Here is a 26439-nt window from a genome sequence, read left to right on the forward strand (position 1 = left end):
TTTCCCCGCTGCGTGATCACGCGGCTACTGGGGGGAGTAGGGATCTTGACGAAGGTTACTGCCGTCTGCAGAGCGCTCGTGATCGGACTGGCGATCACACTTTCGTTATCTGGCAACGCTTCTGGTGGTGTCCCGGCCTGGGCGGGGCCGAGGGTGACGGGGATCGAGGAGTCGCCGTGGTACCCGATAGTGCGCCAGGTCGCTCTCTATCACGGGGAAACGCTGGTTCGAGCCTCGGCGTGGCAGGCGATATGGTCGGAAGAAGGAGAAACCGCACTCCAGTGGTTCGTCTTATCCGGATTCCGCGAAGCAAGAGAACGCGCCCAGCAGAATTCTGCGCGCAATCGTGATTTCGTGCAGCGAGTATTAGCGACATATACCGCCGCGTACTCGCCGCGGGTCCACGCCGCCGCGAAACAGGCATCCCAAGGCAGCGACGCGGATCGCGACCGTTTCGTGCGGACCGGTTTCGCCGAAGCCAAGGCACTCGACACCGCCGCGCGTGAGGCTGACGAGCAGCATCGTCAGGTGATCGCTCAGGCTGAGCGCGAGTATGTTCGGCTGCTGGCGGAATCTGATCCCGGCGAACAGGTCCGGCTGGCCGCGCTGCACGCCTTGCGCCCGGGGAGCACGGACACCGATATCCGGGAGTTCTATGCCACCGGGTGGATGGCCGCTGCGGCACTGGATGTGGAGATCTTCCGGCTCCGCACTCAGGACGCGGGGATCCGGTATCACGCGGTGATCCCGCGGCTGGTCGCCGATGCCGAGGCGGCCGAGATGGAGGCCCGCAACGCCGGGGAGGCCGCGGCGGAGCAGGCCCGTATGGTCGCCGCCCGCGCCTGGGCCACCACACGGGAGAAGGCTGAGGAAGCACGCCAGGCGTGGGAGGCCGAGCGGCAGCTCTGCCTGGAGCAGGCCCGCTACTGGCAGACGGTGAAAGACCGCGCGGCCGCGGAAACCGACCCGGTCTGGGCGGCGATCGCGTCGGGCGCGGAGAAACAGCGCGGCGGCTGGACGACGGAAACGGCGTTCGCCGGTGACGAGGCCACCCGATGGCAGGGTGCCCGCGAGCAGGCCCAGCAGGGCTACGACCGGATGACCACCCGCCCCTGACCCGGCGGATGCATTCCGCCTGGCCGCGACCCGACCGTGAGCCAGGTGTCCTGACACGGACTTTTCTTCGAGGGTGGGGTGTGTTGTGCGAATGCCGAGACGGATGCGCCGCGCGAGACAAGGGATCCTGGCCACGAGGTGGTGCCGCCGAACCATGGTCGTGGCCCTCGCCGCGGCCCTGGTCGCCGGGGGAGCGGGACCGGGCAGCTCGGTCGCCGCGCTGTCCGCGCCCGGTGCCACGCAGGGCCAGTGGCAGCCACCAGCCAGCCCCGCCGCGGCGGGCGATACCCCACTGCCGGCGTCCGGGCCGGAAGGCGATCCGGAACAGGAAGCTCTGCTGCGGCAGCTGCAGCTGGATCTGCTGGCCGACATCGCCGCGTTCGACGAGGACGAGGAAGTCCGCGCCGCCGCCCGCGACACCCTGCGGAAAGCGGAAGCGGGCGACGCCACCGCGATCCCGGTGTTCTTCGACCATGGACAGCAGGACGCCAAAGCGGCGGCGAGGAAACGCAAAGCCGACGCCGACGCCCACAACCGTGCCCTGATCGAACCGCTGGCGGGCACCGGCGGCCCGGTGTTCAACGCCGCCGTGGCCCGCGCCCTGGCCGGCAACGCCTACGACCGGGCCGACTTCCTGGCCTTCGGCCGCGACATCGCCGCCGAACAGGACCGGCGCGAGGGTGCCTATGACAAGGAGCTGAAGAACCGGCGGCGGATGCACGTCCAGGTCGCCGCCGACCGCGGCACCCCCGAGGTGTCCGCGGCGGCGAAGGCGGCACTCGCCGGCGGGGACGCCGCGATCGCGGAGTTCCTCAAGACCGGATACCTCGCCGCGGCCCAGCGCGACGCCGACGCGCGTGAACACCATCTCGCCGAGCTCGAACGCAAACGTAAAGAGGCCGTCGCGGCGTCGGATCTGGCGCAGCGGACCGCGCGGGCGATGCGCGCCCGCACCAACCTGCTCGCCGCCCACGCCGATGGGGTCAAAGCCCTCGAGCGCACCGCGAACGACATGACGTCCGCGGCGAACATCTCCCGCGAGACCGCCCGTCTTCTGGCCTCGGATCAGGCCGGGCACACGTACCACCCGGAGCTGTATCAGCGGGCGAAGGACGACGTCGCCCGCGAGGTCGGCCGCGCCGTCACCGACGCCCAAGCCGCCCAGAACGCCGCCGCCGGGGCCGGGGTCCAGGTCGACATCCTGCTGCAGAACGGGATGCCGCACGGCACGCAGTGGGCGAAGGTCGTGCAGGGCATGGCCGCCGCCGCGGACGCCGCGAAACGCGCCGCGCAGACCGCCGCGCACGCCATCGACGCCATCCACGCCGACGCCGCCGCCACCGACGCCGCCGAGAAGGCCAGGGCGCACGAGGAGAACGCCCGGCAGTGGCGACTCAACGCCGAATCCCACGCCGCCGCGGCCGCCCAGCTCGCCCAGGCTGCCAAGGAGCAGGCCACCGCCGCCGCCGAGGCCGCCGAATTGGCGCGCCGTGCCCGCGTTGACGCCGAAACCGCGCTGAGCAACGCCCGCGCCCACGCGGCGAACGTCAAACAGGCCCGTGTCGAGGCCGAGCGTGAACGGGACGTCGCCGCCGCGAAACGGCAGGAAGCCGAACAGTGGCGTCAGCAGGCCGCCGCGAAACGGGAGGAAGCCGAAGCCAAGCAACGCGAAGCCGCCCAGCACCGCGACGCCGCCCAGCGCGAAGCCGCCATCGCCCATCAGAAACGTCTGGACGCCGAGGCCCAGCAGCGGATCGCGGCGGGGAAACGCGGTGACGCCCAAGCCCAGGAACAGATCGCCGCCGACGCCTCCCGTGACGCACGCGCCCAGGAGAAGATCGCCTTGGACGCCAACACCAGTGCCCGCAACGAGGAAGCCAACGCGTTCCGGGCCCGGGACGAGGCCGCGGCGATCGCCCAGTCCGCGGACACCGCGGACAAGAAGGCGGTCGCCCTCGAAGGCATGGCACAGCGGATGCAGCAATCCACCGAGGTCGCCCAGGCGGACAAGGACCAGGCGTGGGCCGCGGCCCACGCGGCACGAGCGGACGCCAACAAGGCCAGGGATGCCGCGCAGATCGCCCGTGGCCACGCGAACGACGCTCAAGCGGCGGCGGGCCGTGCCCGCGGTGCCGCGATCGAGGCCGACGCCGCCGCCGGCCGGGCTCGCGCCCACGCCGACGCCGCCCAAGCCGCCGCCGCGCAAGCCCGCGCCGCCGCCCGCGAAGCCGAAGTCGCCGCCGAGAACGCCCGCACCGCCGCGAACGAGGCCCAGGCCGCAGCGGCACGCGCCAACGAGGCCGCCACCCGCGCCGAACGGGAAGCCGCCGCCGTCCACGCCGAAGCACTGCGCGCCCGCGCCTCCGCCGAGGAAGCCACCGCTGCCGAGGCCCGAGCCGCGGAGAACGCGCGCAACGCGGCGAACCTCGCGCAGCAGGCCGCCGTGGAGGCAGCCATCACCCGGGACGCGGCACACCGCACCCGGGACGAAGCCAACGCCGCCGGAGTCGAGGCAGCCACCGCCGCCATGCAGGCCGGCATCGCGGCCAGGGCCGCGACCGCGTCGGTGCAGTCCGCATCGGGCATCGCCGCCCCGGCGGACCAGGCCATCGCGATTGTGAGCCCCTTCACCGGCGCCGACATCGACGCCGACTTCATCATCCAGGTCGCCAACCGCGCCAAAGACGTCGGCAACAGCCAGGTAGAGGCCGCCCAGGCCGCCGCGGCGGACGCCGCCGTCCAAGCGCAGCGGGCCGCCGACGCCGCCCGCAACGCCGCCGCCGACGTCGCCCCCGCCTACCAGGCAGCCGCCCAGGCGGCCAGTTCCGCGGCCGCCGCCGCCCGCTCCGCCGCGGCCGCGCAGCAGTCGGCGGCCGACGCCGCGATCCACGGCGCCGCGGCACGCAAGGCCGCCGCCGAGGCCGACGTCGTCGATGCCGGCGCCCAAGCCGACGCCCAAGCCGCACGGGCGGCGGCCAACCAGGCCGCCGCGGACGCCGCCCTCGCCGGGCGCCTCGCCGACCAGGCCGAAGCCGACGCCCGCGCCGCCCGCGCGGCCGCCGACTCCGCCACCCGCGCGGCGAACGAGGCCAGCGCCGCCGCGACACGCGCCGAGCGGGACGCCCTCGCCGCGAAACAAGCAGCCGACCAAGCCCAGCGCGACGCTGACGCCGCCCGTGTCTCAGCGGACCGGGCCGCGGAACACGCACGGAACGCCGACGAGGCAGCCACCAACGCCGAGAATTACGCCAAAGACACCGAAGCGCGTGCCAACAACGTCGCCCAGGTGTCTCGCGACATCCAGGCTCAGTTGGCTCAGATCCAGGAGCAGCTCCGGCTGGAAAACGAAGCGCGGCAACGTCAGGAGGTGGAGCAGGCCATCACCGACGACAGCGAAATTCCCGCGCTGACCTCGGCGGAAGCCGACGCGCTGCGGACTGAGAAGGGGCAAGCCGCTGTTGACGAGTACAACCGCGCTCGCGCGGACGCCAACAAGCCTTTGCTCGACTTCATCGCCGCCGAAGGCGGGCAGATCATCCTGGACATCATCGGCTACAACGACGCCAAACGCTGCTTCACCGAAGGCGACTTCATCTCCTGCGTCATGACCGTCATCAACGCCCTGCCCATCCTCAAGATCGCCTCCGTGCTCAGCAAGATTCCCGACGCCGTGTCCGCCGTCGTCCGGATCGTCAAGGGCATCCGCACCTTCAAGGACCTGAAGGTCGCGGGACGGCGGCTGACCGGCGAACTGAGAGACCTGGCACAGCGGCTGATCAGGTGCAAGACGGTCGCCGTGAACAGCCTCGCCGGTCCCGGGTGCGACGTGCAAACGAAACCCAACCGCGACCCCCACGCACCCCCCATTAACGATCCGCGGCGGGACCCTTACCCCTTTCCCGGCCCACTCCCCGTGCCCGGCCCCGGCGAGGAGAACAACGACCGGAAATGCCCCGACGGCACCACCGGATGGGTCATCAACGACCGCATGCAGAACTTCACCTACAACAACGTGCCCGCAAGCCGCGCCACCGGTGGAACCGCGTGTGTCGCTCACGTCGTTCCAAGGCAACCGGGAGACCCAGACGAGCCGGTGGGGTATGACAGGCTGACGATGGACAAGAGCCATCTCATCGCATCGACGATGGGTGGAGTGCACCACGTGCAAAATATTGTCCCGCTGTACAAACGTGCGAACACGCCGGTAATGCAATGGGACGTTGAAGAGCCGATCAAACAGGCGGTCCGCGGCGGCGAGCCAGTATACGTTCGAGTAAGCGCCTACTATGAGGGTAACGAGGCCCTGCCTAAAAGACTGTATGTCAAGGCGTGGGGCATGAAAGGCAACTTCCGCTGCCTCGCGATAATCGAGAACGTTTCCAACCCGCCGCGCGCGGTCTGTCAATAAACGTCGCGCTAGCAGGTGCTGTTGATCTGTAGCATACTGGGCGGGCAATGTTTACCTGCCCAGTATGCTACAGTGACTCCAAGTGATTTCGCGGGTTGAAAGGATTTGCGGCCGATGGCTGATGGTCGTCCCATGGTGGACCGTATAGCGTCTGCTATTGGCTGGGAGGGTGCGGTCTCCGCCCGACTTTCCTGGGATGAAGTTGAAGCTCGGATGAAAACTTCCTTTCCTCGCGACTACAAGGAGTTCATGGGAAAGTTCCCTTCTGGGGCGTTTCGTGACGTGATAAGGATCCTGAATCCTATCCAGGATGGCAAATTTTTGGCGCTCTTCGAGGAAGATTTTGACCGGAGCCTCGTCGGTGTTAAAATGGCTAGAGAGTACGGATATGATAGCTTTCCGCCATTTCCGGAGCCTGGTGGCGTAATTCCATTTGCCTCAGATTTCGCTGGTGGCACGCTTTTTTGGCTGCCGTGGACGCCCGACCCCGATAAATGGCATGTGGTATACCAAAGTCGGCACAGCCCTGATGACTGGACGAGGACAAAACGACCGATGACTGCGGTGATGCTTGAGCTCGCGACCAGTCGAAGCACGCGCAACATCCTTGGTTGGGACATGGCCGCCAAAGATCGATCATTGGAGCCTTTCGAACTCGGTTCCTGAACCCAGCGGTGCCGCAGCTCAGGCCGTGGTCGTGCGCGGCACCTCCGGCCTATCGTCCGGGAAAAGGGACTGCGGATGCACGCTGGCAGCCGACCGCGTCCACCTCCAGCTACGGTATGACCCAGGTGGCGCACGCTTGGGCGCGGCTGCTCGACCGCACCCGGCGACCCAACACCCGGCAGGGGAACTGATCTTCGTCGGTCACTACGAGTCGCTCCTCGTCCAAGTCGTGGCTATCGTCGACCCGACACCTTCCGTGAGGGCACCGAGCTCCGATTGGTCGAGCGGAAGCGCTGTATCGATGAGACGACACGGATCATGGACGGCGGCGGCCACGGCCGTGGCTGAGAAGAGGCGATCGGGGAATCCGCGGTCCTGCTGCTCCCGCGACCGATCTGTCTCGTAACCGTAAGAACATCATGCGCGAATACGCCGAGGAGTTCCTTGGCGTTGCAGACGCGCAAGGGGAGGGAGGTCGATGGATCGACTACGCCAAGGAGACGCCAGCTCGCGAACGCGAAGGCGTGCGGCAAACTCGTGGTTAAAGTGCTCGGCCTCGACCCATTGCCGTGGAAGCCCGAATTGCTGAACAGTCTGCGTAATTGACGTCAAATCATTCGATGTCCAACGGCTTCACCTGCTCCGCTGAGATCCAGAACACGCTGAGGGGAAACGCGACCAAAACCAGATGTTGACCGTCGCCAGCCACGCTAGCCATTTCGACCAGCCAGGGAAGTCGATGAACCACTCCGAAACCCCGTCCTGCGTCGACGGGATCGCCGACCTGCTGGGCTGGCAGCGGCAGTTCACCCCCGAGAGGTCCTGGGCAACAGTCGAGCACGACCTGGGCGTCGCGTTGCCGTCGGATTACAAGGAGTTGCTCGCCCGGTTCCCGGGCGGGGTGTTCAGGCGGATCGAGATCGACAGCCCGATCGCTAACGATCGAGCCTGGACGAAGTACAAGCGTGCCCTCGACGAACTCCTCGAGATCATCGGCGATGAGGACCTCGAATACCTCGACAACGTCGACTACACCTTGTACCCCGAGCCTGGTGGCCTGCTGCCGTGGGGAACCGATGGCCAAGGCGGCACCTTCTGCTGGATCACCGATGCCGGCGACCCGGATCATTGGAGAATCGCCTACCACGACCAGAGCGCGGACCAATGGCGCGAGCACCCCGGCCCGGTCACTCAACTCCTCTACGAAATCCTCACCAACCGCGGGCGGGACGACCTTTTGCGCTGGGACCTCATGGACGTGCCCGTGGAGTACGTCCCGTTCTCCCACCGCTAGCTCGTTCGCGACTGTGCGAGATGGCCTTGCGGTGGGCCGCCGCGGTTACGGTGGCTAACACCGTTTCGTCGTGCTGGACAGGAGGCAGCATGCAAGGGGAGGAACCTGTGCCCTCCGCGCGGCTTGGGGGTGACCGGCCCGCGACACGGCGACCCAGGCGGTGGTGGCGTGTGGTGACGGTGGGTGTGTCTGTACTGGCGGCGCTCGGCGTGCTGAGTGGAGCCGCGTTCACCCCCAGGGTGGCGAACCACGTCGGTTACGCGCTTCCGGGCGACAGAGGTCTTCCGTACCGGATCCATTACAACGGCAGGGACTACCGCAGCGACGTGACGTGCGCCGGCGCACGATGGTGCGACGACGATCGAACCCCTGACCAGCGCGCAAGGCCGTACTGCACATCTCGTGCCAGGCTCGACCTCGCGAAGGGAAACAGTGGTACAGAACTGGCGAAGGTCGATGACGTCTTCACCCTGTTCGGACCTTCACACGCCATATTCACCGCTGGCGTCCTCCCGCCAGGCGAGACAGTGACAGCAGTCCTCGTAGAGGCATCCACTGACTGCTACGTGACGTACGCCCTGATGGGTGGCCCTTAGCGAGCCGGGGAGCCAGGGCGGCGATCTGCGCATAGCCGATTCAGGCGTGTCGCCGACTGGGCGGGTCGGGCGCGCCGAGGAAGAGGAAGCGCACCGCCTCAGGAAAACCATGCCATATATCGAACAGATGGCCAGTGTGGGCGAGAAGCGGCCGTTCGGTCATGGCCTTGTGTCAGTCACAGCTTCGGCAGTGAGGGCGTGTCGTCGGTGGGGCGATGCGCGGCCTGCCGGTGCCGATGCCCCGGCGACGCCGGATAGCGTGACTCGTAGTGGCGGGCAGGTCCCAGACCACCACGCTGGGGCATCCCGTTTACGGGCGGGGATTGCTTCTCCGGAATCACTGTGTGCTGCGACGATCGTTGACGGTGATATCTCGAGGTGCCGCGGCGACGCAGTCGTCACCACGGCAGAGGCCGACCGTCTCCAGGTTGGTGTCGATCGCTGCGCCCGTGCGAAGGCGACCGGGATCCAACTCGATCGTGACCGTTGTGCCGCGGCTACGAGAGGCGGTGAAGGGTTCGGGCGGGCCGATGGGGCGCAGGCCTGCCAGTTCCTGGTGTAGGCCGCGCCCGTCCCGCCACACCTTCACGGTGGTCCGACGGCTCAGCGCCGCGGCGGCCGCCAGGGTCCATCGATCTGGGTTCAGCAGTGAGCCGAAATAGCCATTGTCCGGCACCCGGCATCCCTCGGCGCGGCAGAGTTGGTCGTCGGTGATCGAGAAGGAGAGGTCGCCGAGAATCTCGACGTACACCACGGGGCTGTGCGGGGCAGCCAGGTGTGGTGCGGGATGGATGGCGTGGTCGACGGCAAAGCGGACGACGTTGGTCGGCAGCAGCGGGTGGTCCAGGGAGACATCGAAGTACATCCCGGGCCAGCGGCGAACGGACTCGTCGAACTCGTGGACTTCGATGTCGGTATTGCTGTATTCACTTTGTCGCACAGCACAATGCTACGTCGGTCGACCGACGGTACTGCTGCGGTGATCAGTCTGCCGGCGGCCGGCCTCACTCCGGCTACCCGTGCGGTCATGCCGGTCCTCTACGGCGGCCGCGCAGTCCATCTCGCCGGTCTCCGCGAGCACCTCACCGCCCGGGGCATCGCGATCGTCGAGGACGCGGCGCACGCCTTCGGCTCCGACACCGGCCCACATCGCGTCGGCGCCACCGGCGACCTCACCTGCTTCAGCTTCGACGCGATCAAAGCACTCACCTGCGGAGACGGCGGAGCCGTCATCCCGCGCACCCCCGGAGAGGCCGCGACCCTGCGCCGGACGCGGGCGCTGGGTATCACCAGTAGCCGGATCCAGCGGGGCCAGACGGTGTCCTACACCGTGGACGGCGCAGGGTTCCGCTACCACCTCTCCACCCTCCACGCCGCGATCGGCCGCGCTCAGCTCGCCCGCTTCCCGGAGATGGACCTACGCCGCCGGGCCCTGTGGTCCACGTACGCGGCCGCGCTCGACGGGATCGAGGACATCAGCCTGGTGGACCTCGACATCGCCCACACCGTGCCCTTCAACTGCACGATCCTCGTCCCCGCACCGCTGCGGGACGAGGTCCACACGCGGCTGCGGGCCGCCGAGATCGCCGTGGGCGTGCACTACCCGCTCAACCATCTCCAACCCGCCTTCACCCAGTGGGCTGACCCGCTGCCGCGGTCCGAAGCGCTGTGGCGGCAGATCCTCACCCTGCCCTTCCACCCCGACATGACCGACAACGACGTGCACACCGTCGCCTCGGCTCTGCGCCGCGCGCTCCGCCTCGCCGCCGACAGCCCTCAATCCGGTCCGACCGCCCTCGACCAGGAACGGGACCACCGGCCACGACCCGCGGATGCAAGCCGGTGACCATGTGCCGTGCGGCCGTGCTCGGGAAAGGCACCCTCGCCTCCCACGCCTGCGAGGTGATCACTTCCCTGCCCGACACCGTCCTGGACACCGTGATCCCCAGCGCACCCGAGCCCGACTGGGACATCTCGCTGTCCGGATTCGTCGAACACCACTGGCCGGACACACGCGTGCTGCGCTCCGGCGACTGGCGCGACCTCGAACCAGGACGGTGCGACCTCGTCGTCAGCGTCCTCTACGACAAGATCATCGGCCCCAGCCTGATCAACGGCACCCGGCACATCATCAACTGCCACCCCGGGCGCCTGCCCGCCTACCGTGGCGCCCGGCCCGTGAATTGGGCACTGCACAACCGTGACACCCTGGCCGGCATCACGATCCACGTGGTCTACGACGGCATCGACTCCGGACCGATCCTGGCCGAAGCGCTGTTCTCCATCTGGCCGGATATCGACGAGGTCGCCGATGTCTGGGACCGCGCCATGGACCACGGGCGGCGGCTCATCACCGACACACTTCCCCGGCTCGACGCCATCACCCCGACACCGCAGGACGCGGCCACGGCGACCACGCACTACCGACGCGACACCCCGTTACTCGGCGACCGCGACGGCTGGACCAGAACCACGACCCGCGCCAGCCGCCGAGAAGAACCCGGCAGCGGCTAACGCTCGCCGGCGGCGTCCAGGACGACATCGGCGAGCTGGCCGGCGGCGTCCGGGCGTCCCAGGCCACGCGCACGATCAGCCATGGCTCGCCGCTGCTGCGGATCCTTCAGCAGCGGCGCCACCGCGTCCCGCAGATCCGCCGCAGTGACGCTGGTGCCGAGCAGCGCGGCCGCGGCGTTCTGTTCGGCGAGATGCCGTGCGTTGCGAGCTTGCTCGCCGCCGGCGGAGGACGCCAAGGGAATCAGCACGGACGCGGTGCCCAGCGCGGTGAGTTCGGCGATGGTCCCGGCGCCGCTGCGGGAAATCACCAGCTCGGCCAACGCGAACAGATCAGGCAGCTCATCACTGACGAACCCGACGGGCAGGTAGCGGGCCGCGATTTCCGGGGGCAGCGCGGCCGCGCGCTCTCGCTGCGCCTCCAGGGAGGCCGGCCCGCACTGGTGCACGACGTTGGCCTGTTCGAGCAGCCACGGCAGGATCGCCGTGACCAGCTCGTTGATCTGCGTGGCGCCTTGCGCGCCACCGGTGACGTACACCGTAGGCAGCGACCGATCGAACCCGTGCACGCCAAGCGCACCCACCGCCCGGTCAGCCTCGCCCGCGAGCACCTCCGACCGCACGGGATTTCCCGTGGCGACGGCATGTTTCCGTATCTTAGGGGACAGAGACAACAGGGTGGATTCCGACGACACCGCCACACAGGCCGCGAACCGGGCCAGGACCCGGTTCGCCAGCCCCAGCCGCAGCGTCTGCTCATGAATGACCAACGGCCGCCCGCACACCCGGGCCGCCACACCCACCGGCACCGCGACGTAGCCACCGGTGGCCAGCACGACATCAGGCCGGAACCGCGCGACCACCGAACACGCCTGGACCACCCCGAGCGGAACCCGCGCCATATCGGCAAGATTGGCCCGCGACAGCATCTTCAGCGGGTTTCGGGCACGCCGGATCTTGCCCGTGGCGACCGACTGGAACGGAATCCCCTCGGCGTCGGTGACACGAGCCTCCAAACCAGCCGCGGTACCGACCCACAGCACCTCCACGGTCCTGCCCCGATCCTCCAACCGCGCCTGCAGCGTACGGATCGCCGTCAGCGCGGGATAGGTATGACCACCCGTCCCGCCACCTGTGACCATCGACCGAAACGTCCGCTGCTCCGACGGTTCCCGGTATTGGGTGCCGGCGTGCGCCGCGGTGTGCTTGTCCATCGTCAAAACCCGCTGATTTTCAACTCGTCGGAGGGGAACTCGACGGCGATCCGGCATAGGAGCCGCGCTGCCGATACGGATTCTTCCACAAGCGCACATACCGCTCGTCGCCACACGCCTGCCACCGGGCAGCCGCGCCAGGAGCGTCCACACTGGACACGAACGAGTGAGTACTACCGGTTCGCGGATCACGTCCATGCAGGGCCACCGGTCAGCAACCCGTGCGGGAGCGTCATCAAACAACATGTCGTCATCGCACCCAGATCCTGGCCGGAGTGACGTCTGTCGCCCACGGTCGTGTGGCAGGCTGGCGCGAACAAATCAGGCAGACGGAAGAAGCCGGCCGTGACGATCACCGAGCAAACAGCATCGACATTTCTGGTGCGACATCAGGAAACACGATGGTTGATCGGACTTGTCTGGCACACCCGGCTGAAGATCATGCTGCCCACCGGTGGTCATCGAGAGCCAGCGGAGACGATCGGCGAGACAGCGGTGCGTGAGGTGTTCGAAGAGGCCGGGGTGCGCTGCACTCTGATGCCCTTGCCGCTACCCGCGCTGTTTCCCCATGAACAGGTCGCGAGCCCGTGGTGGATCGCTGACATCCCGGCTGGGCCGGACAACCACACCGGCGCGCAGCACATGCATCGCGACCACGTATTCGTCGCCGAACCCCACGGCGACTATTCCGGTGAGGCGGAGTGCGAGGTTCGCTGGTTCAGCCGGGACGAGCTCGCCACCGCGAGCCAGATATCAGAAGACTCGAGGATCCAGGGACTGGAGATACTCGCGATCCTGCAGCGGCAGTCCGAACAGGCCGCCACCCCAAGCCACTCATAGCCTGGTTCGTCGCCGCGGCTGACGGTAGAACCGGATGTCCTGAGTAACGTGCCATCAGCGTGCGGGCGCCCTCATAACGGACATTCTGGTTTCGCAGAATTCCGCTACCTGAATGCGTGCAGCCGGAGTTCCGCACTGCTGAAAGCCCGAAGGTCTACGCGACATGCAGGATGTGTCCATGCCGGTTGGGATGTCGCAGAGTACGCTTCAGTAGTTCTGTACTTCTTATTCTGGAGGACGTGGCGTGGCCCAGCAGGTTTTGGTGAGTCTTGTCGATGACATTGATGGATCAGAAGCGGAAGAGACCGTGGAGTTCGGTCTGGATGGCGTCACATATCAGATCGATCTCTCCGCTGGCAACGCCGACGAGCTTCGCGACGCACTGGCGCAGTATGTCGAGCACGGCCGACGAGCCGGTGGCCGCAAACGCACAGCACGGGTCATCCCGGCTGCGGGTCCGGTCGCAGTGGCACGCACCGGAACGGCGCTAGTCGATCGCGAGCAGAATCAGGCCATCCGTGCCTGGGCACGGAAGAACGGTTTCGCCGTGTCTGAACGCGGACGGATCCCGTCCGAGGTCGTCGAGGCGTACCACAAGAAGAAGTAGCGCAGCGCGTGGGCGGCCAGCCCTCGGTGGGAATCGACCGGGGGCTGTGTCCGTGACGCAGGACGTCGAATGTGATGTGGACACGATCGTCGGCGCGACAACTTCGGTCTTGTCGAGCTACAGGACCTGCTGAGAGTCCGATGCGCGGAGTTGTTGAATGCTTAGGGTTGTTTCGCGCGTGGCAGTGAAACGACTTCGCTGAGGCGGGGCCGCAGCACAACTCGCCACCCGGGACAGCGAGACCGTGCTGAACAACCCACGACTGCGCAGCCTGCACGAACGCCCGGTTCCCCACCGACATCGACGCAACTGGCGTTGCTCTGCACCTCGCCCACATCCGGATCAGTCAGACAGCACCGCACCCACGGCTGCATCTCCTCGACGCCACCGACAAGGCCGGGCTGATCTGCGTCGGCAACCTTGGACCCACCTGCTCGCCTCCTAACGATCAGCCTTCAGCGTGCACTTGCTTCGGCGGTGCGGGCGACGAGGTTGTCGCGAACTGCGGTCAGCCGAGGCATCTGGGTGAGGTTGGATCGAGGGGCAGGGGACGCAGGCTTACTCGTCGCTCAGGCCGGGTCCGGTGTCGTGGCGAGCAGTGGCTTGCGGACGAGCCCGTCGAGTTTCGTCGAGGGATCCACGCCGACCAACATCGGACCGCCGCGATCACGATCTTCGCTGAAATGGAAGTCCTCTCAAACGAGATGGAGCGGCCGACCGCAGCCTGACAATCAAAGCCAACTGAGGCGCTCAGTCACTTAGCCCACCACCCGCAATGTGCGGCGTCGGCATGGGTTCCAGTGGTCGGAGAGGGTTTCAGTCAGCAGTGTTCGGCTCGTGGAGTAAGGGGTGCGCAGCGGCTTCTCCCGCGCGGCCGATCGTGGTGAGACCGGCCGCGGAGCACGTTAAGCCGGTCACGCTGGGGTACCAAGGCCGGGCTGTATTGCGAAGACGCGTAACGGCGACGCCCTACCCGTAACACGGCGTCACAGGCGCTGGCTGTCTGGTAACCCCGGCGTGCTGAGTGGAGGCGCTGTCATCTCTATGGTGGCGAACCACTCGGTTACGCCTCAGGACGCCCGATCTTGGTTCTTCTCCCGTAGGACAGGTCGGACGATCGCGTCCTCTTGCGCCTTGCGGCCTTGTGCGAACCAAAGGGGCAACCCAAGCGAAGTGTACTCAGATTATATTGTTTTCCCTCATATAGTCGAAGACGTCCGCCCCGCTGGCGGCCAGCTCAAAGGTTCCATACATATCACGGAACTTCTTCTGTTTGTCGGTAAACCGTACCCAGAGGCGGCGCCAGTCCGGCTCTTCAACAGTGGTGAATTTTTCTCGCGGGCTCAACGCGACTACGCGCCCTCCGCACGTGTTCAATAAAGATCCGAAGAGCGTCCGTGCTGCGTCTTCGACATCAGGTGGGTTCGTCAAGGCGACTCTGACCGAGGCGTAGGAGCGAGACCCTTCGCTGGTTGCAGGCGAAAATTCGACGTCGATCCAGTATCGATCGCCTGAAACCACGTACTGCTTGAGTCCGCCACTTTCGGGAAATTCCCGAGTGGCCAGTTCACGCAAAGACTGTTCCAGAAGGTCTTGACTGGCAACAAGTGGCACATAGCCATAGTTCATGGACTCGACACCCATGACAACCCCTATTCGTTCGTCACCTGCAAACCGCTCTTCATGACTCTATACTTTCCCATTGCCTCTTCGGTGCAGGCTGGACGAAGGCTCGCTCGCGCCGGACTTCGCCGAGCGTGATTGCCCGCGTGACTCCACGATCACGCGCGTCGGCAGGGTGACCTACCCGGGCCCCGACGGACGCGCATGTTCCCAACAAGCCAGATCAGCCCCACGGCACGCCCGCCACCGCTACCCGCGACACGGCCCCGGGCACTGGTGTCTTGACGAGGGATGTGATCTCCCGCCAAGCTCATGTGACAGTCGTAGTGTGATGTAACAGTTGTGATCGGGTGACGTACCGAGACGTTCGCCCGACTGGGCCGCCCAGAACCTGCCCCGCCACGCCGCCCCCCCGTCACCGCGGCCCTCGCCCGCGCACTGGACCTCCCGACACCGGCCGAACCTCCGCCAGAAACCCCGAGTCACACGCCGACACCCCTTACCCGAAGCTGAGAGAGGCTGACATGCATAGCCGCCGGCTAGCGTGTTCAGTACTCGATTACCGGGGCTGAGGATCATCCCGGCGAAGTGGATGGTTCAGGCACGCCGAAGGCCGAGTGGGTCGTCAACCCTCCCAGCGGACCGCCGGAAAGGGGGCCTCGCGCGGCTCGTCGAGGCGATGGCGGCCGGGACGATGCCGAGAACGCCTACTGCGAGGCTTTTCGCTAACCCTCGTTCGTTCGAGTGGAGACCGCCCAGCGCCGTTTCCGCGGCCAGTACCTCCGACGGCTGCGACGCCTGGCAGCGCAGCATGACCACCGACACCTCACTGATGTGGTGCCTCCGCCTGCCTAATCGAGCAGCTCCCCGATGGAGGACTCCGCGGCGTGCTCACGCGGGCGACGGCGGCGCCGAGGCGATCGGGCCGGGCCGGGGAGGCCCAGGGACGGCGACGACAATCAGGCTGTCGGGCGGGAGCCGTAGGCAGGGCCGCGGTGACCGCGCCGACGCGGGTATCACGGCCGATCTCGGCTCCGGCAGAGTGATCGCCACGCCCCGACGAGGATCCGTCGCCGGTCTCGATCGGCGCGACCTGCAGCGGCAGCTGGTGCCCGATCGCACGTATTAGTAGAGACTCCGCCGCGCGCTCTGCTGGGGCTAGGGCTGCCCTGAACCACGTTGTCGCTTCAGGGCAGCTGTCGTCCCCAGCACAGCGGTTGAGCACCGTCGCTGGGGTGTGAACGAACACGACGCCACCGCGAACGGCAAGCACGCCACGGCGTGGAGCCACCGTCCTCCTGTACGTCGGCGACTCCGCGCGACCAGGATGGACACGCTATCCGAGCAGATCCGCGAGCACGTCGACGGACCGGTACGCCCGCCGGGTCAAGGGGGTGTGCTGTTCGTCCTCGACGGCGGTAACCGGCCCTGGTAGCTCCATGCCCCATACTCGGCCTACGCTGCGATGTTTGCACTCGCCGCCCGCCTGTTGACGCTGTCTGTCGAGCTGTTCACCGAGAAATTTCCAGCTGGAATAAACGCTGGTGCATCGGCTGGCCAGCGCAACCTCGGGTCATTAGACGCGGTACGGTAGCCGGGGCAATCAAATGCTGGGAGGGAGTGTGAACTCATTGTTTCAGTGGATGCAGAGGTACAGCAATTATTGCATCAGCGCCGTGGAGTCAGCGAGCGCGGCGGAGGTTCTCAGCCAGTTCGGCGGCGATCTCGCGCGGAGTGTGCATGGGGGAAACAGGGACGCCGCGGAGCTGCACAGCACTGACCCTGGCCGCTTGCCGACGTTGTGGGTTCTGGACCTGGGCGGCCGGTGTTTGACGGCCGAGCTTTTCAGTTCGGAAGCCTTGCGTGTGCCTGTTCTCCGGCGGCTGGCGAGAAATTCGCGCATGCTGTCGGTGGGGGTGAATGATAACGCGGAACGGCGCCTGGCCTACGCCGACAAGAATGGGCCGATCGGCCCATTTTCCGCACCGGTACGCACCATGCCGGAATGGAACCAGCTCGACCAGGTCGCCGATCGCGCAGGGCTCTCCCTCGGCGGGTGGTCCGACGACCATGTGCCCGCCAGTTCAATCGAGTTCCTGGGCCAGGCATGCGGACGACCGGTCGACGACGAGATCATGAGCGAGTCCGGACTCATCAGCGTCATACTTCCGGTGCTGCCGCACACGTTCTCCGAAGACGGGCCTGTCAGGTCCCAGCCAGAAGCGCGCTTGACCGCGCTCGCCGATTCCGCCAGTGCCGAGCAGTTGCGGCCCGCGGTCGCCCGGCAGGTTCAGCAGATGCTCCGCGAGGCACAGGTGGATTCGGACACGGTCCGTTCCGCCATCGACGCGTGTGGCAACAGCGCCACGGAGGTGACCGACGAGTCTCCGGCAGGCCGCGAGGTACGGGAACTGCTGGCCGAGCAGTACCTGTTGGCCGGTACCGCGGTGTTGCGGCCTTCCAGGGGATCGAGGCGACGGTCACAGCCTGACCCCGAGGTGGTGCACGGTCGTGTTTCCGCCGGTGTGGTGGCCGCCGCGCTGCTGCGTGGCGGCCCGCGAGCGGCTCTCCTGGAGATGATGTATCGCCGGGCCGGCACGACGTGGCAGCAGGACCTGATCGACGACCTCGCCGCGGTAACCCCGGCACCGGCAGCGGCCAACAGAGCTTCAGCGCGCCTCGAGGAGCATCACCTCCGGCATGGCAGGTCACGGAAGGCCCCGCCGACGTGGCTGTCCGACCGTGACGACAACGGCACGGCGCCGGCGCGATCCGAACCCCTGGAGGAGATCCGGATCGCGCCTCAGACATTCCGACAAGAAACAGAGAGCTAGTTATAGACAGTGACCCAATAAGGATCGCCGTCGATCAGACGGGCGTCGTTGGTCACGACCCCGAGAGTGCTGCCGACGAGAGAGTTCTGGTCGAGCGGCACATGGGCACGCAGGCAGCGTTCTTTCCCGGTCATCCGGATCGCCTCGTAGTACCACTTACCGTCGTCGCTATTGAACCAGGGCATAACCTCAGCGCAGTCCTTGCCGGTCAAGCCCAAGAAGCCGCCGCTTTGCCTGGCCCGCGCGAACGCGTACTCGTCGCAGCTGTCATCGCGGACGTCGGGTCGCTTCACCCAGGTGCCGTCCTCACAGATCTTGCGGCGGTTGGCTTCTGCGACATTCTCATCAGCGAGCCGGTTGAGCGGGACCGTGCGCCCGAAGCCGTCCGGCAGGTTGTACTGCGCGACAAGAATTCCGATCGCGGCGGCCTGATGAGTGCTTACCGAGACAGGCACTTCAGGCACGAAAAACGGAATGACACAGCCGCGGAAGCTCGACACCAGGTCGTCACATCGGAACGAGTTATCACCGAAACGCCACGTGCCCGGACCGAGAGGCGTGGTGTTGGGCGGCGGCTGAACGACCAGCGTGTAACTGCTGCTGAAGGAGATCGCTCTGTTGATCGCGGCATCGCCGCTGTAACGGAAGAAGGCATCCTGGGTCTCCCCGCGAGTGAACGTCTCCAAGGTGAAGCCGTTCCCGTCCGAGGTGCTGCACGGGCTCGAACAGGTCGCGGTCAAGGTCGCCACCGGTGAGGTGAGCGCTCCCAACGACACCGGGCACCTATCGAGACGAGCTGGCCAAGGCGGGATTCGATATCCACGTGCATCAGGACCTGACACGACATGTAATCGATCGCAGCTTCAACGCGGTTACCGCCCATGTTCGACATCGCCGCGAGGAACTCGAGCAGGCCCATGCCCCAGACCTGATAGCCAGTTTCGACCTGGCTCAACTCGCAGACCTTCCCGAACTCGGATACCACGCCATCGTTGCCCAGCGCCGGTCCCGGCCACATCTTCGCTCGTGTAGCGCACGGTCACCGGCTCCGCCGACCTGGAATTCGAATAAGGCCGTCGAGAAGGCAGGCGACGCGCCGACTATCCCAGTCGAGACACTGATCGCGCGCGAAGCCTTCGCGGGCGTCTTCGGACCCACGTAGCCGCGGACTGTTATGAGAGGTCACCCTGAAAGGGCGCTGTCACCTTCATCCGCGGCACACTGGCCAACAGGGTGGCCCGCGAACGCTGTGACGCGGGTGCCCACAGCTGGGACGCCTCGCCGCAGGTTGCCTGGTCGGCAATGAGGTTCCCGTCCACGGCTTCGGCCCCGACATGGCGGCGGCGACCAGGTGCGGCTGAGGCGTGTCGTGTTGAGTCGGTTGTCAGGTAGGAATCGGCCGCGGCTGGTCTGCCCAGCCGAGTAGGCAGAACGGGGTGCCGTCGAGGTAGGCGCGGATGCCGGCGAGCGGGTAGCGCCTCTGTGGGCTCGCAGGCAGGCTACGCCGTGGCCTCCAGCGCCTGAGTCTTGACGAGGCTGTGATCTCCTGCGAAGCTCATGTGACAAGTCGCAATGAGATGTCACAGTTGTGGCCGGATGGTGTGTCGAGACGTTCGCCGAACTAGGGGAGGCCCACCTGGCATAGGGGGCCGATCGTGAAGCTGTTTTGGGGGTCGTGTCGCACTTGGCAGTCCGTACACGGTGCTGATGTTGGTCTGTGAGGGGCGCGCGCCAGGTCAGTATTCGGATCAGGACTCAGATCGCTTTTTCGGTGCGCGCCACATGCCGGAATGGCTTTCCGTGTTCGGTGTCGTCGGCATGTTTCTGGGAGTAAAGGACGATAATAGTGTCGCTTTCAGCGAAGGTAAAAAAGGGCGCCATAGTCCTGGCTGCCGCGGTCGGTGCGGCGACGTTGACCGTTGCCTCGCCGGCGGCCGCGGTGTCGGTTCAGCCGCCGGCTGCCGGCGCCCAGGCCGCTGCGGCGGCTTATACGGTGAGTCCGGGGTCGTCGGTGAACGTCAATTCCCGGGTCGTGGTGCTGCCGGGTATGACGGTGTCGTTGTCGATCACGCTGGGGAACTACAGCGCGACTCCGTCGCAGGCCAGGGTCCGGTTCCGTGCGAAGTGCATCACCAAGGACATTGATTTCCTGACGGTCTGGTCGGATCCGCAGATCGTCACGGTGCCGGGTGATCCGGCGAACCCGCCGAAGGGCGGCAAGGACCTCAAAACCGTCACCGCGAGCATCACGCTGCCCGCGACATGTGCCCCGCAGCCCGATCAGGGGTCGATCACCCACGACGGTGATTTCGCGGCGGAGATGGGGCCGGCGGTCGGGGCGGCGACCGGCTTGAAACAGTCGTTGTTCTGGATCGGCAAGCCCTTCACCTACACCTACTATCGCGACAACCTCATCCTGCAGACCCATGGTCAGCCGGCCGAGTCCGCGGCGCATCACACGCTTCCGCGGAAGTTCGAGGCGAAGTTCAACAAGGCCGGGATCCCGACGATTCACGACCCGATCTACCTGCGCTGGTGGTGTTCGCGTCCGGGTGTGCCGGGAAACCACCCCAGCAAAGCGGCCGAGTACAACGCATTATGGGACACGTTCTTCGCGCAGAAGCCGAACCCGACCGCGGCCGAGGTCCTGGCCTATCGCGCATCGATCCAAGGCAGGTACACCTACACATGCCCACCGAAGACGACCGGCGCTACATCCTCGAGGCCCACTCCACAGATGATGATGTCTGGGTCCTGATCGAGCACGACGGTCAGCCGCCGCCGGTCCCGTGGCGGCTGGCCGACGGCTCGGAGGTGTTCGAGCTGATCGACAACGGCGACACCGGGCGGCTCGGCTTCATTCCCCGGTTCGTGCAGGCGAACCGGGGAACCCGGCTGGGTGACCTGCTCTGGACGACCGGGGACACCAAGATCGCCTCCCGCCGGTTCGTGGACGTCCTTGCCGCGATCGGGGCCACCGGCTACCGCACGTTCCCGGTCGACGTCGTCGACGGGGAAGGTGCGCCGCTCGGCGATTTCGTCGGACTCGCCATTGAGGATGGCGATACAGGCAAGGATCTGCACTTCAGCAACGGTGTCCAGCTCTGGAACTTCGCCGCCACAGGCAGGGTGGTGGACGCCCTCATGCAGGCTGGCGTCACCGAGCTGTCCATCACCTCCGCACGCCAGGACAGGTGATGCGGGCAGTCGACGAGATCGGAACTTTCGCGTTTCATTCGCAACGTGGTGGCGGCGCGGATACCCCGTCACCGCTGGTGTCCCTTGTCCGCGGCGCCTTCCGGGCTGCTGCGTGACGTCGTCCATTGCGACGCCGCCCAGCTGGGGGTGACGTGGAGAGTCGGCGTTCCCGCACGATCGGCCACCGGCACGGGCGGATATTCGCGACTTTCGGCACCAGTTGTGAATGACTGGAATGTTCGGTCGTGGTGCGCTCCACGCCGTTACCGTAGGGGTGGTGGAGCGCCGGATCGACCTCAGCAACCTTGATCTCGACCGGGCGGCCGTGATGGTGGCCGCCCGGCGCGGCGGCTGGCGTGAGCTGGGGCTGGTGGCCGATGAGGTCAGCTGGATGGACAACGACGTTTCATGGCCTGCGCCGCTTCTGCGGGATCGTGGCCAGGCGCGTCGGCCGAAGTCGTTGGGTGTGCGTGTGCGTGGGGACGCGGGGGAAGCGGAGTTCGTGCTGTACGCCGGTGGCTGGGCGGATGTTGTAGTCATACACCCAGGCATCGACGAGCCGACCGCCGAGTACATCGAGCTGGACGACGTCGAAGAGTTCGGGCCCGTGCTCGACCGCGCCGTCGGACTCCTTGCCTGAGTCGGGGAGAAGCATCACCGGCCAGCGAGCACGGCAGGACTTGCCGCTGAGCCGTACACGGCATGACAGGACGTTCGTAGGCGCGCGAAGTGTCGACCAAGGTTATGCAAAACGCAGAATCGCGGCGGATCGAGATCAGGGCGGTGTCAGGGCGGTTACCTCTGCATGAGCGCGCTCGAGCAACGCAATCAGCGGCATCAGGTGACGTCAAAGGCAAAATGGTCGACAGCTGCCCGAGGCGGTGAGCACACTGCCGGAGTGATCCGTTTTCACTTCCGTCTCAGGCCGCTGGCCGATGTGGAGCCCTGGGGCGATCGCAGTCTGCACTGGTTCGCTTTGACGGACGGCTGGTACTGGATCGACGTGGACGGACACACGTTGTTCCACCACCCGTCGAGCGCCGATACAGGGCAGCCTTCGCCAGTCGACTACTACGTCGTCCGATTGTGGGAGGACATTCAGGAAGTACTTCCGTCTCTGCTGGAACCGGTACCCGCGGATCTCGTCGACCGCATGACCAGCGATCAGGACGCGTGGTACAGGGCAGGCGTCGAGGACACGGAGGCAGCTCTCGACTGGTACAGCGGCCACGTCATGTACACCAGTTACCTCGCCGCCTCTCCCCACATCCTGTGGTGGCGATCGGTCGCCGACCGGGACACGATCACCGTCGACTGGCGGCACCCCACCGAGAGCGGGGTCGACTGCACCGTGCCGAGGCAAGGGCGAGCGAGCGTCCCCACTGAGTTGTTCTTGCAAGCTGTGGAGGAGTTCGACCGGGAACTGATCGATGCGATGGACCGGCGCATCACGGAGATCGAGGCCGGCGGGTTGGATCCAGACGTCCGGCTCGACATCGCTCAGCTCCGCGACGAACACCAGCGGCGTTCAGGATCTCTGGCCGCCGCCATGCGGCACGTACCCGCGACGGACTGGACAGCCGTTCGCAAAGGCGCAGCGCGCATATTCTCGACTCGAACTCAGTAGCCACCATCCTGTGCCGCCGACCCGGATCACCAACTGCAAGGCGGTGGCCGCTCGTCGGTATGTGCGAGTGTCTCCTTTGAACGCGCGACTCGCGGCATGAGCGGACGTTCGTGCGTCGCTGCGGGTGGGTGGATTGTTTCCGGGTTTCGGCTCGGTGAGATCGCCGACGTCGGCAGAAGGCTTTGAGGCTTGAGGTCATCTTCTCGAACGTTGGTAGATCGACGGGCCGCGGATGTTGGAGTGGTGCTAGGTCTGGTTGTGGGATTCGAGTGCGCGGATCAGGTCGGCGGTGTGGGCGGCTTCGGGGGCGTGGATCTTTTGGTGCATGGTCAGGGCTTGCCGGGCCAAGGTGATCGCGTGTGAGGTGTCTCCGGCGCGGTGGAGACATTGCGCTTGGCCGACGAGGGCGTTGGCTTCGTGCAGGTTCGTACCGCAGTCGCGAGCAAGTGCGAGTGCGGTGGTGAAGTGGGCGTTTGGGTCGCCTGCATCGGGGTGGTCGAGGGTGAGGTCGCCGAGTGCGTTGTGGGTTTCAGCTTGACCGTCAGTGTCTTCAACTCGGGTGAACAAGCGCAGCGCGTCGGTGAGATGTCCAACGGTGAGGACGAGGTCATGCCCGTCTGTTAGGCGGTAGGCGATGCCGAGCTGCAGGTGTGCGTTGGCTTGCCCCAGGAGCTCACCGATGTCCGTCAACAGCTGCAGCGCTCGGGTGTGCGCGTCCACCGCCGCCTCCAGATCGCCCGACCTCCGATACACGGTGCCGAGGTCGTTGAGGGCGTTGCCCTGCCCTCGCCGGTCACCGATGTCGGTAAACAGCTGCAGCGCTCGGGTGTGCGCGTCCACCGCCGCATCCAGATCACCCCGCAGCAGGTACACGATGCCGAGGTAGTTGAGGGTGTTGCCCTGCCCCTGCAGGCTGCCGATGTCAGTAAACAGCTGCAGCGCTCGGGTGTGCGCGTCCACCGCCGCATCCAGATCACCCCGCAACAGATACACGTAGCCGAGATAGTTGAGGGCGTTGCCCTGCCCTCGCCGGTCACCGATGTCGGTAAACAGCTGCAGCGCTCGAGTCTGTGCCTCCACCGCCGCATCCAGATCACCCCGCAACCGACACACGGTGCCAAGTTCGCTGAGGGCGTTGCCCTGCCCCAGCCGATCACCGATGTCGGTAAGCAGCTGCAGCGCTCGGGTGTGCGCGTCCACCGCCGCCCCCAGATCGCCCCGCACCCGATACAGCCAGCCGAGGTCGTTGAGGGCGTTGCCCTGGCCTCGCCGGTCACCGATGTCGGTAAACAGCTGCAGCGCTCGAGTCTGTGCCTCCACCGCCGCCTCCAGATCACCCCGCAACCGACACACGATGCCGAGGTCGTTGAGAGCGGTGGCTTGGGCGTGGACGTCGTTGGTTCGGGTGGCGGCGGTGAGTGCGGTGTGGTGGACGGTGTGGGCGTAGTGCCATTGTCCGGCTGTGCGGAGGTAGGGGTGCAGGGTCGTGGATAGCTGGGTGGTGTGAGTGGTGTGGGTGGTGTGGGTGTGGTCGATGGCGGCGGCTAGGACGGGCAGTTCCGTGGTGAGCCAGGCCATGGCGTCATCGAAGCCCGTAATGCGCCGAGGATGGTGGGGCGAGATGGGGGTGACGAGGCAGGTGGGGGTGCGGTAGGCGGGAAGGTGGCTGGTGGCGGCGTGGGTGGTGTGCAGGTAGTAGTCCAGACCCCGGGTGGTGGCGTGGTGGCGGTGGCTGGGGTTGAGGGTGTCGGCGTGGGCGTGAGCGTGGAGGCGGAGTAGGTCGTGGAGGCGGTAGCGGTCGGGGCCGGTTTCCTGAACGAGGTTGCGGGTGTGGAGGGCGCGCAGCAGGTGGCGGGCCTGGGTAGGGGTGGTGTCGGTGAGGGCGGCGGTGGCGTGGGGGTCGATATCGGGGCCGTGATGCACGCCCAATAGGACGAACAGGTCGCGTTGCTCGGTGGGCAGGTCGTGCAGCGAAGTGTCGAACACGGCGCGGACGGAGCGTTCCCCGGCCTGGAGCTCGTCGAGGCGGTCGTAGGCGTCGGCGAGCAGGTCGGCGAGGTAGCGCACGCTCCAGGCGGGATGGGTACGCAGTTGAGAACCGGCGACCGCGATGGCGATCGGGAGGTAGCCGCACAGTTCGACGATGCGGGCGACCTGCTCGGCGTTGGTGGTGTCGGGGTTGCGGTGGGCGCGGCGCAGCAGCATTGTCGCGCCGACGTCGGGGTTGACGATGTCGAGGGAGATGGGGTGGATGTCGTCGAGTTCGGGGAGGCGGTTGCGGCTGGTGATGATGACCAGGCTGCCGGGTGTGCCGGGGAGCAGGGGTTCGACTTGGTCGTGGCTGGCGGGGTCGTCGAGGATCAGCAGCATCCGCCGGCTGGCCATAAGACTGCGCCACAGTTGTGCCCGTTGCTCCACGTCCCGGTGGGTGCTTAGGACTTGGCCGTGGACGCCGAGGGCGGTGAGCAGGGAGTGCAGGGCGTCGAACGGGGCTGTGGGTTTTTGGCCGGGGGTGTGGCCGTGAAGGGGGAGCAGGCGCTGGCCGTCGGGGAAGCGGTGGGCGAGGCGGTGGGCGGCGTGGATGCCGAGGGTGGTTTTGCCGATGCCGGGCATTCCGTCGATGGCGTGGATGGCGATGGTGGTGGTGCCGGTGTCGGCGGCGTTGTCGACGGTGGCGGTGAGGGTGGCGAGTTCGGGTTCGCGGCCGGTGAAGTCGGTGATGTCGCGGGGCAGGGCCAGCGCCTCAGGGGCTGCGGGGTGGTGGGTGGTTGGTCCGGGTGGGTCGGCGATCAGGGTCTGGAGCCCGAGGTGGGTGGTGATGGAGCGGCCCGCGCCGAGTTCGTCGTGGGCGCGCGCGTCGATGCGGTCCGCCCAGGCACTGATCTCGGCGTGACGTCCCGCCGCCGCGAGCGCCTTCGCTCCCAGCAGCAGCAGGTTTTCGTCGTGGACGAGGTCGTCTTCGCAGGGGCCAAGCATGGCGATGAGGTCGTCGCAGCGATTGGTGTCGATCAGGTGGGTGAAGAGGGATTTCAGTGCCGCTTGGCGGTGCAGGCCGAGGGTGTGGCGGATGCCGTCGGCCCATCGGCCGTTCACGGTGGACAGTGGCCGTTCGTGGCGGGTGGTCAGGATGTGCTGAAGGCGGTCCCAGTCGGCGTCGCCGCGGGCGAGGATGATCTCGTCAAGAAAGCGGTGGTAGTCCACCACTGCGGGGCTGACCGCCAAGGTCCAGGACCGGGTCGCCTGTTCCCAGCGGATGGCGTTCCGGTCGCCGCCGGCGGCGGCAAACTCGGCGCGGAGCCAGCCGAGGTTGCGCCGTAACGTCGCCGGGCTCCGTTCAGATTCGTCATCGGCTGCCGCGCTTGATCCGCCTGTGCCGTCGTCGCCCCAGATCCGTGTGATCAGGACGTCGCCGGTAACCGGTTTGCCAGCTTCGACGGCCAGCAGTGCCAGCAGCCGTGTCACCGCCGACCGGGACGGCTTGATCAGGTCACCGTCGCCGGTGATGAAACCGACCGGCCCCAGCAGCTGAATCCTCACGCTCCCCCGCGCACCCATTCACCCAGTGTGCAGACCTCCCCGCTCTGTCAGGGCGATTCCATCGACCCGTCACTCCACTGTGACGGGCAGCTCCTCCATTCAGTCGGATACGCCGTCACCGGATGCGATTCTCCATATCGGTTTCGCGCCATTCAGGTGAGCTCCTCAGATCGTTCTCGGCTCGAATCCGGATTCCACCCGGATGGCGGACACGGTGTCGGTGCTGTGTCCGGGCGTGTGTCCGCTCCACTGTCCGCGCGATTCCCTGATGCTCGGTGCAGCTCCTGATCAGGCAGGGAGCGGAGACGGAGACCGGCACCATGAGCGTCCACAGTCACCACCCGCCTCACCCCGATAACGCGGAGCAC

Annotated in this window: 18 protein-coding genes; 13 read left to right on the plus strand and 5 right to left on the minus strand. The window is 66.6% G+C overall.

All coding sequences use genetic code 11. From position 1 onward, the window contains the following. Positions 1-354 precede the first annotated feature (354 nt). From L324_RS13320 to L324_RS13330, 4 genes are all read left to right on the plus strand, one after another. Positions 355-1116, plus strand: a complete 762-nt coding sequence (locus tag L324_RS13320; protein ID WP_235783515.1) for a hypothetical protein — start codon at positions 355-357, stop codon at positions 1114-1116. Between the two features lie 154 nt (positions 1117-1270). Then, complete coding sequence (locus tag L324_RS13325) at positions 1271-5524, plus strand: DNA/RNA non-specific endonuclease (protein WP_037306910.1); 4254 nt, start codon at positions 1271-1273, stop codon at positions 5522-5524. A gap of 114 nt (positions 5525-5638) precedes the next feature. Beyond that, positions 5639-6190 carry an SMI1/KNR4 family protein gene (locus L324_RS41605; RefSeq protein WP_081736319.1) on the plus strand — a complete coding sequence of 184 codons (552 nt, stop codon included), beginning with the start codon at positions 5639-5641 and terminating at the stop codon, positions 6188-6190. A 739-nt stretch (positions 6191-6929) separates the two neighbouring features. After that, positions 6930-7484 carry an SMI1/KNR4 family protein gene (locus tag L324_RS13330; protein ID WP_037307101.1) on the plus strand — a complete coding sequence of 185 codons (555 nt, stop codon included), beginning with the start codon at positions 6930-6932 and terminating at the stop codon, positions 7482-7484. Between the two features lie 933 nt (positions 7485-8417). Here L324_RS13330 and L324_RS40930 read toward each other — a convergent pair. Beyond that, the gene (locus tag L324_RS40930; RefSeq protein WP_235783516.1) at positions 8418-9020 is read right to left on the minus strand and encodes a hypothetical protein; all 603 of its coding nucleotides are present in this window, start codon (positions 9018-9020) and stop codon (positions 8418-8420) included. An 87-nt stretch (positions 9021-9107) separates the two neighbouring features. On the opposite strand from L324_RS40930, the gene L324_RS13340 reads away from it, so the two are divergent. Then, a complete protein-coding gene (locus L324_RS13340; RefSeq protein ID WP_235783517.1) occupies positions 9108-9926 on the plus strand; it encodes a DegT/DnrJ/EryC1/StrS family aminotransferase in 819 nt (272 codons plus the stop codon). A 2-nt stretch (positions 9927-9928) separates the two neighbouring features. Then, positions 9929-10594, plus strand: coding sequence for a formyl transferase (locus L324_RS13345; protein ID WP_235783528.1), 666 nt, complete (start codon positions 9929-9931; stop codon positions 10592-10594). Here L324_RS13345 and L324_RS13350 read toward each other — a convergent pair. Continuing rightward, complete coding sequence (locus L324_RS13350) at positions 10591-11805, minus strand: UDP-N-acetylglucosamine--N-acetylmuramyl-(pentapeptide) pyrophosphoryl-undecaprenol N-acetylglucosamine transferase (protein WP_051173884.1); 1215 nt, start codon at positions 11803-11805, stop codon at positions 10591-10593. The two genes, L324_RS13345 and L324_RS13350, sit on opposite strands and share 4 nt — an antisense overlap. Positions 11806-12150: 345 nt before the next feature. Here L324_RS13350 and L324_RS13355 point away from each other — a divergent pair, with 345 nt between their 5' ends. Next, positions 12151-12645: an NUDIX domain-containing protein gene (locus L324_RS13355; protein ID WP_051173885.1), complete on the plus strand. Its 495-nt coding sequence runs from the start codon at positions 12151-12153 to the stop codon at positions 12643-12645. Positions 12646-12889: 244 nt separating this feature from the next. Then, positions 12890-13252, plus strand: coding sequence for a histone-like nucleoid-structuring protein Lsr2 (locus tag L324_RS13360; protein WP_037306914.1), 363 nt, complete (start codon positions 12890-12892; stop codon positions 13250-13252). A gap of 1179 nt (positions 13253-14431) precedes the next feature. Here the strand turns inward: L324_RS13360 and L324_RS42305 are convergent. Beyond that, positions 14432-14896: a hypothetical protein gene (locus L324_RS42305; protein WP_152546827.1), complete on the minus strand. Its 465-nt coding sequence runs from the start codon at positions 14894-14896 to the stop codon at positions 14432-14434. A gap of 1655 nt (positions 14897-16551) precedes the next feature. Between L324_RS42305 and L324_RS13365 the strand changes: the two genes are divergently transcribed. Beyond that, positions 16552-17709, plus strand: coding sequence for a hypothetical protein (locus tag L324_RS13365; RefSeq protein WP_152546828.1), 1158 nt, complete (start codon positions 16552-16554; stop codon positions 17707-17709). Here the strand turns inward: L324_RS13365 and L324_RS13370 are convergent. Then, on the minus strand, positions 17706-18485 hold the full coding sequence (locus tag L324_RS13370; protein ID WP_152546829.1) for a hypothetical protein: 780 nt from the start codon (positions 18483-18485) through the stop codon (positions 17706-17708). The genes L324_RS13365 and L324_RS13370 overlap by 4 nt on opposite strands. A gap of 1070 nt (positions 18486-19555) precedes the next feature. Here L324_RS13370 and L324_RS13380 point away from each other — a divergent pair. The 4 genes from L324_RS13380 (at position 19556) to L324_RS13395 (ending at position 22534) form a co-directional block, all read left to right on the plus strand. Next, complete coding sequence (locus tag L324_RS13380) at positions 19556-20467, plus strand: hypothetical protein (protein WP_235783518.1); 912 nt, start codon at positions 19556-19558, stop codon at positions 20465-20467. Further along, the gene (locus L324_RS13385) at positions 20398-20907 is read left to right on the plus strand and encodes a hypothetical protein (RefSeq protein ID WP_235783519.1); all 510 of its coding nucleotides are present in this window, start codon (positions 20398-20400) and stop codon (positions 20905-20907) included. The genes L324_RS13380 and L324_RS13385 overlap by 70 nt, the downstream gene beginning before the upstream one ends. 277 nt (positions 20908-21184) lie before the next feature. After that, entirely contained in the window at positions 21185-21547 is a 363-nt protein-coding gene (locus tag L324_RS40935; protein WP_152546830.1) for a hypothetical protein, read from the plus strand. A gap of 165 nt (positions 21548-21712) precedes the next feature. Next, positions 21713-22534 carry a DUF5984 family protein gene (locus L324_RS13395; protein WP_152546831.1) on the plus strand — a complete coding sequence of 274 codons (822 nt, stop codon included), beginning with the start codon at positions 21713-21715 and terminating at the stop codon, positions 22532-22534. 246 nt (positions 22535-22780) lie between these two features. Here the strand turns inward: L324_RS13395 and L324_RS43880 are convergent, their stop codons facing one another. Further along, a complete protein-coding gene (locus L324_RS43880; protein ID WP_037306923.1) occupies positions 22781-26071 on the minus strand; it encodes an AfsR/SARP family transcriptional regulator in 3291 nt (1096 codons plus the stop codon). Positions 26072-26439 lie beyond the last annotated feature (368 nt).

It is taken from the genome of Amycolatopsis orientalis DSM 40040 = KCTC 9412 (assembly GCF_000478275.1).
GTDB classification, from domain to species: Bacteria; Actinomycetota; Actinomycetes; order Mycobacteriales; family Pseudonocardiaceae; genus Amycolatopsis; species Amycolatopsis orientalis.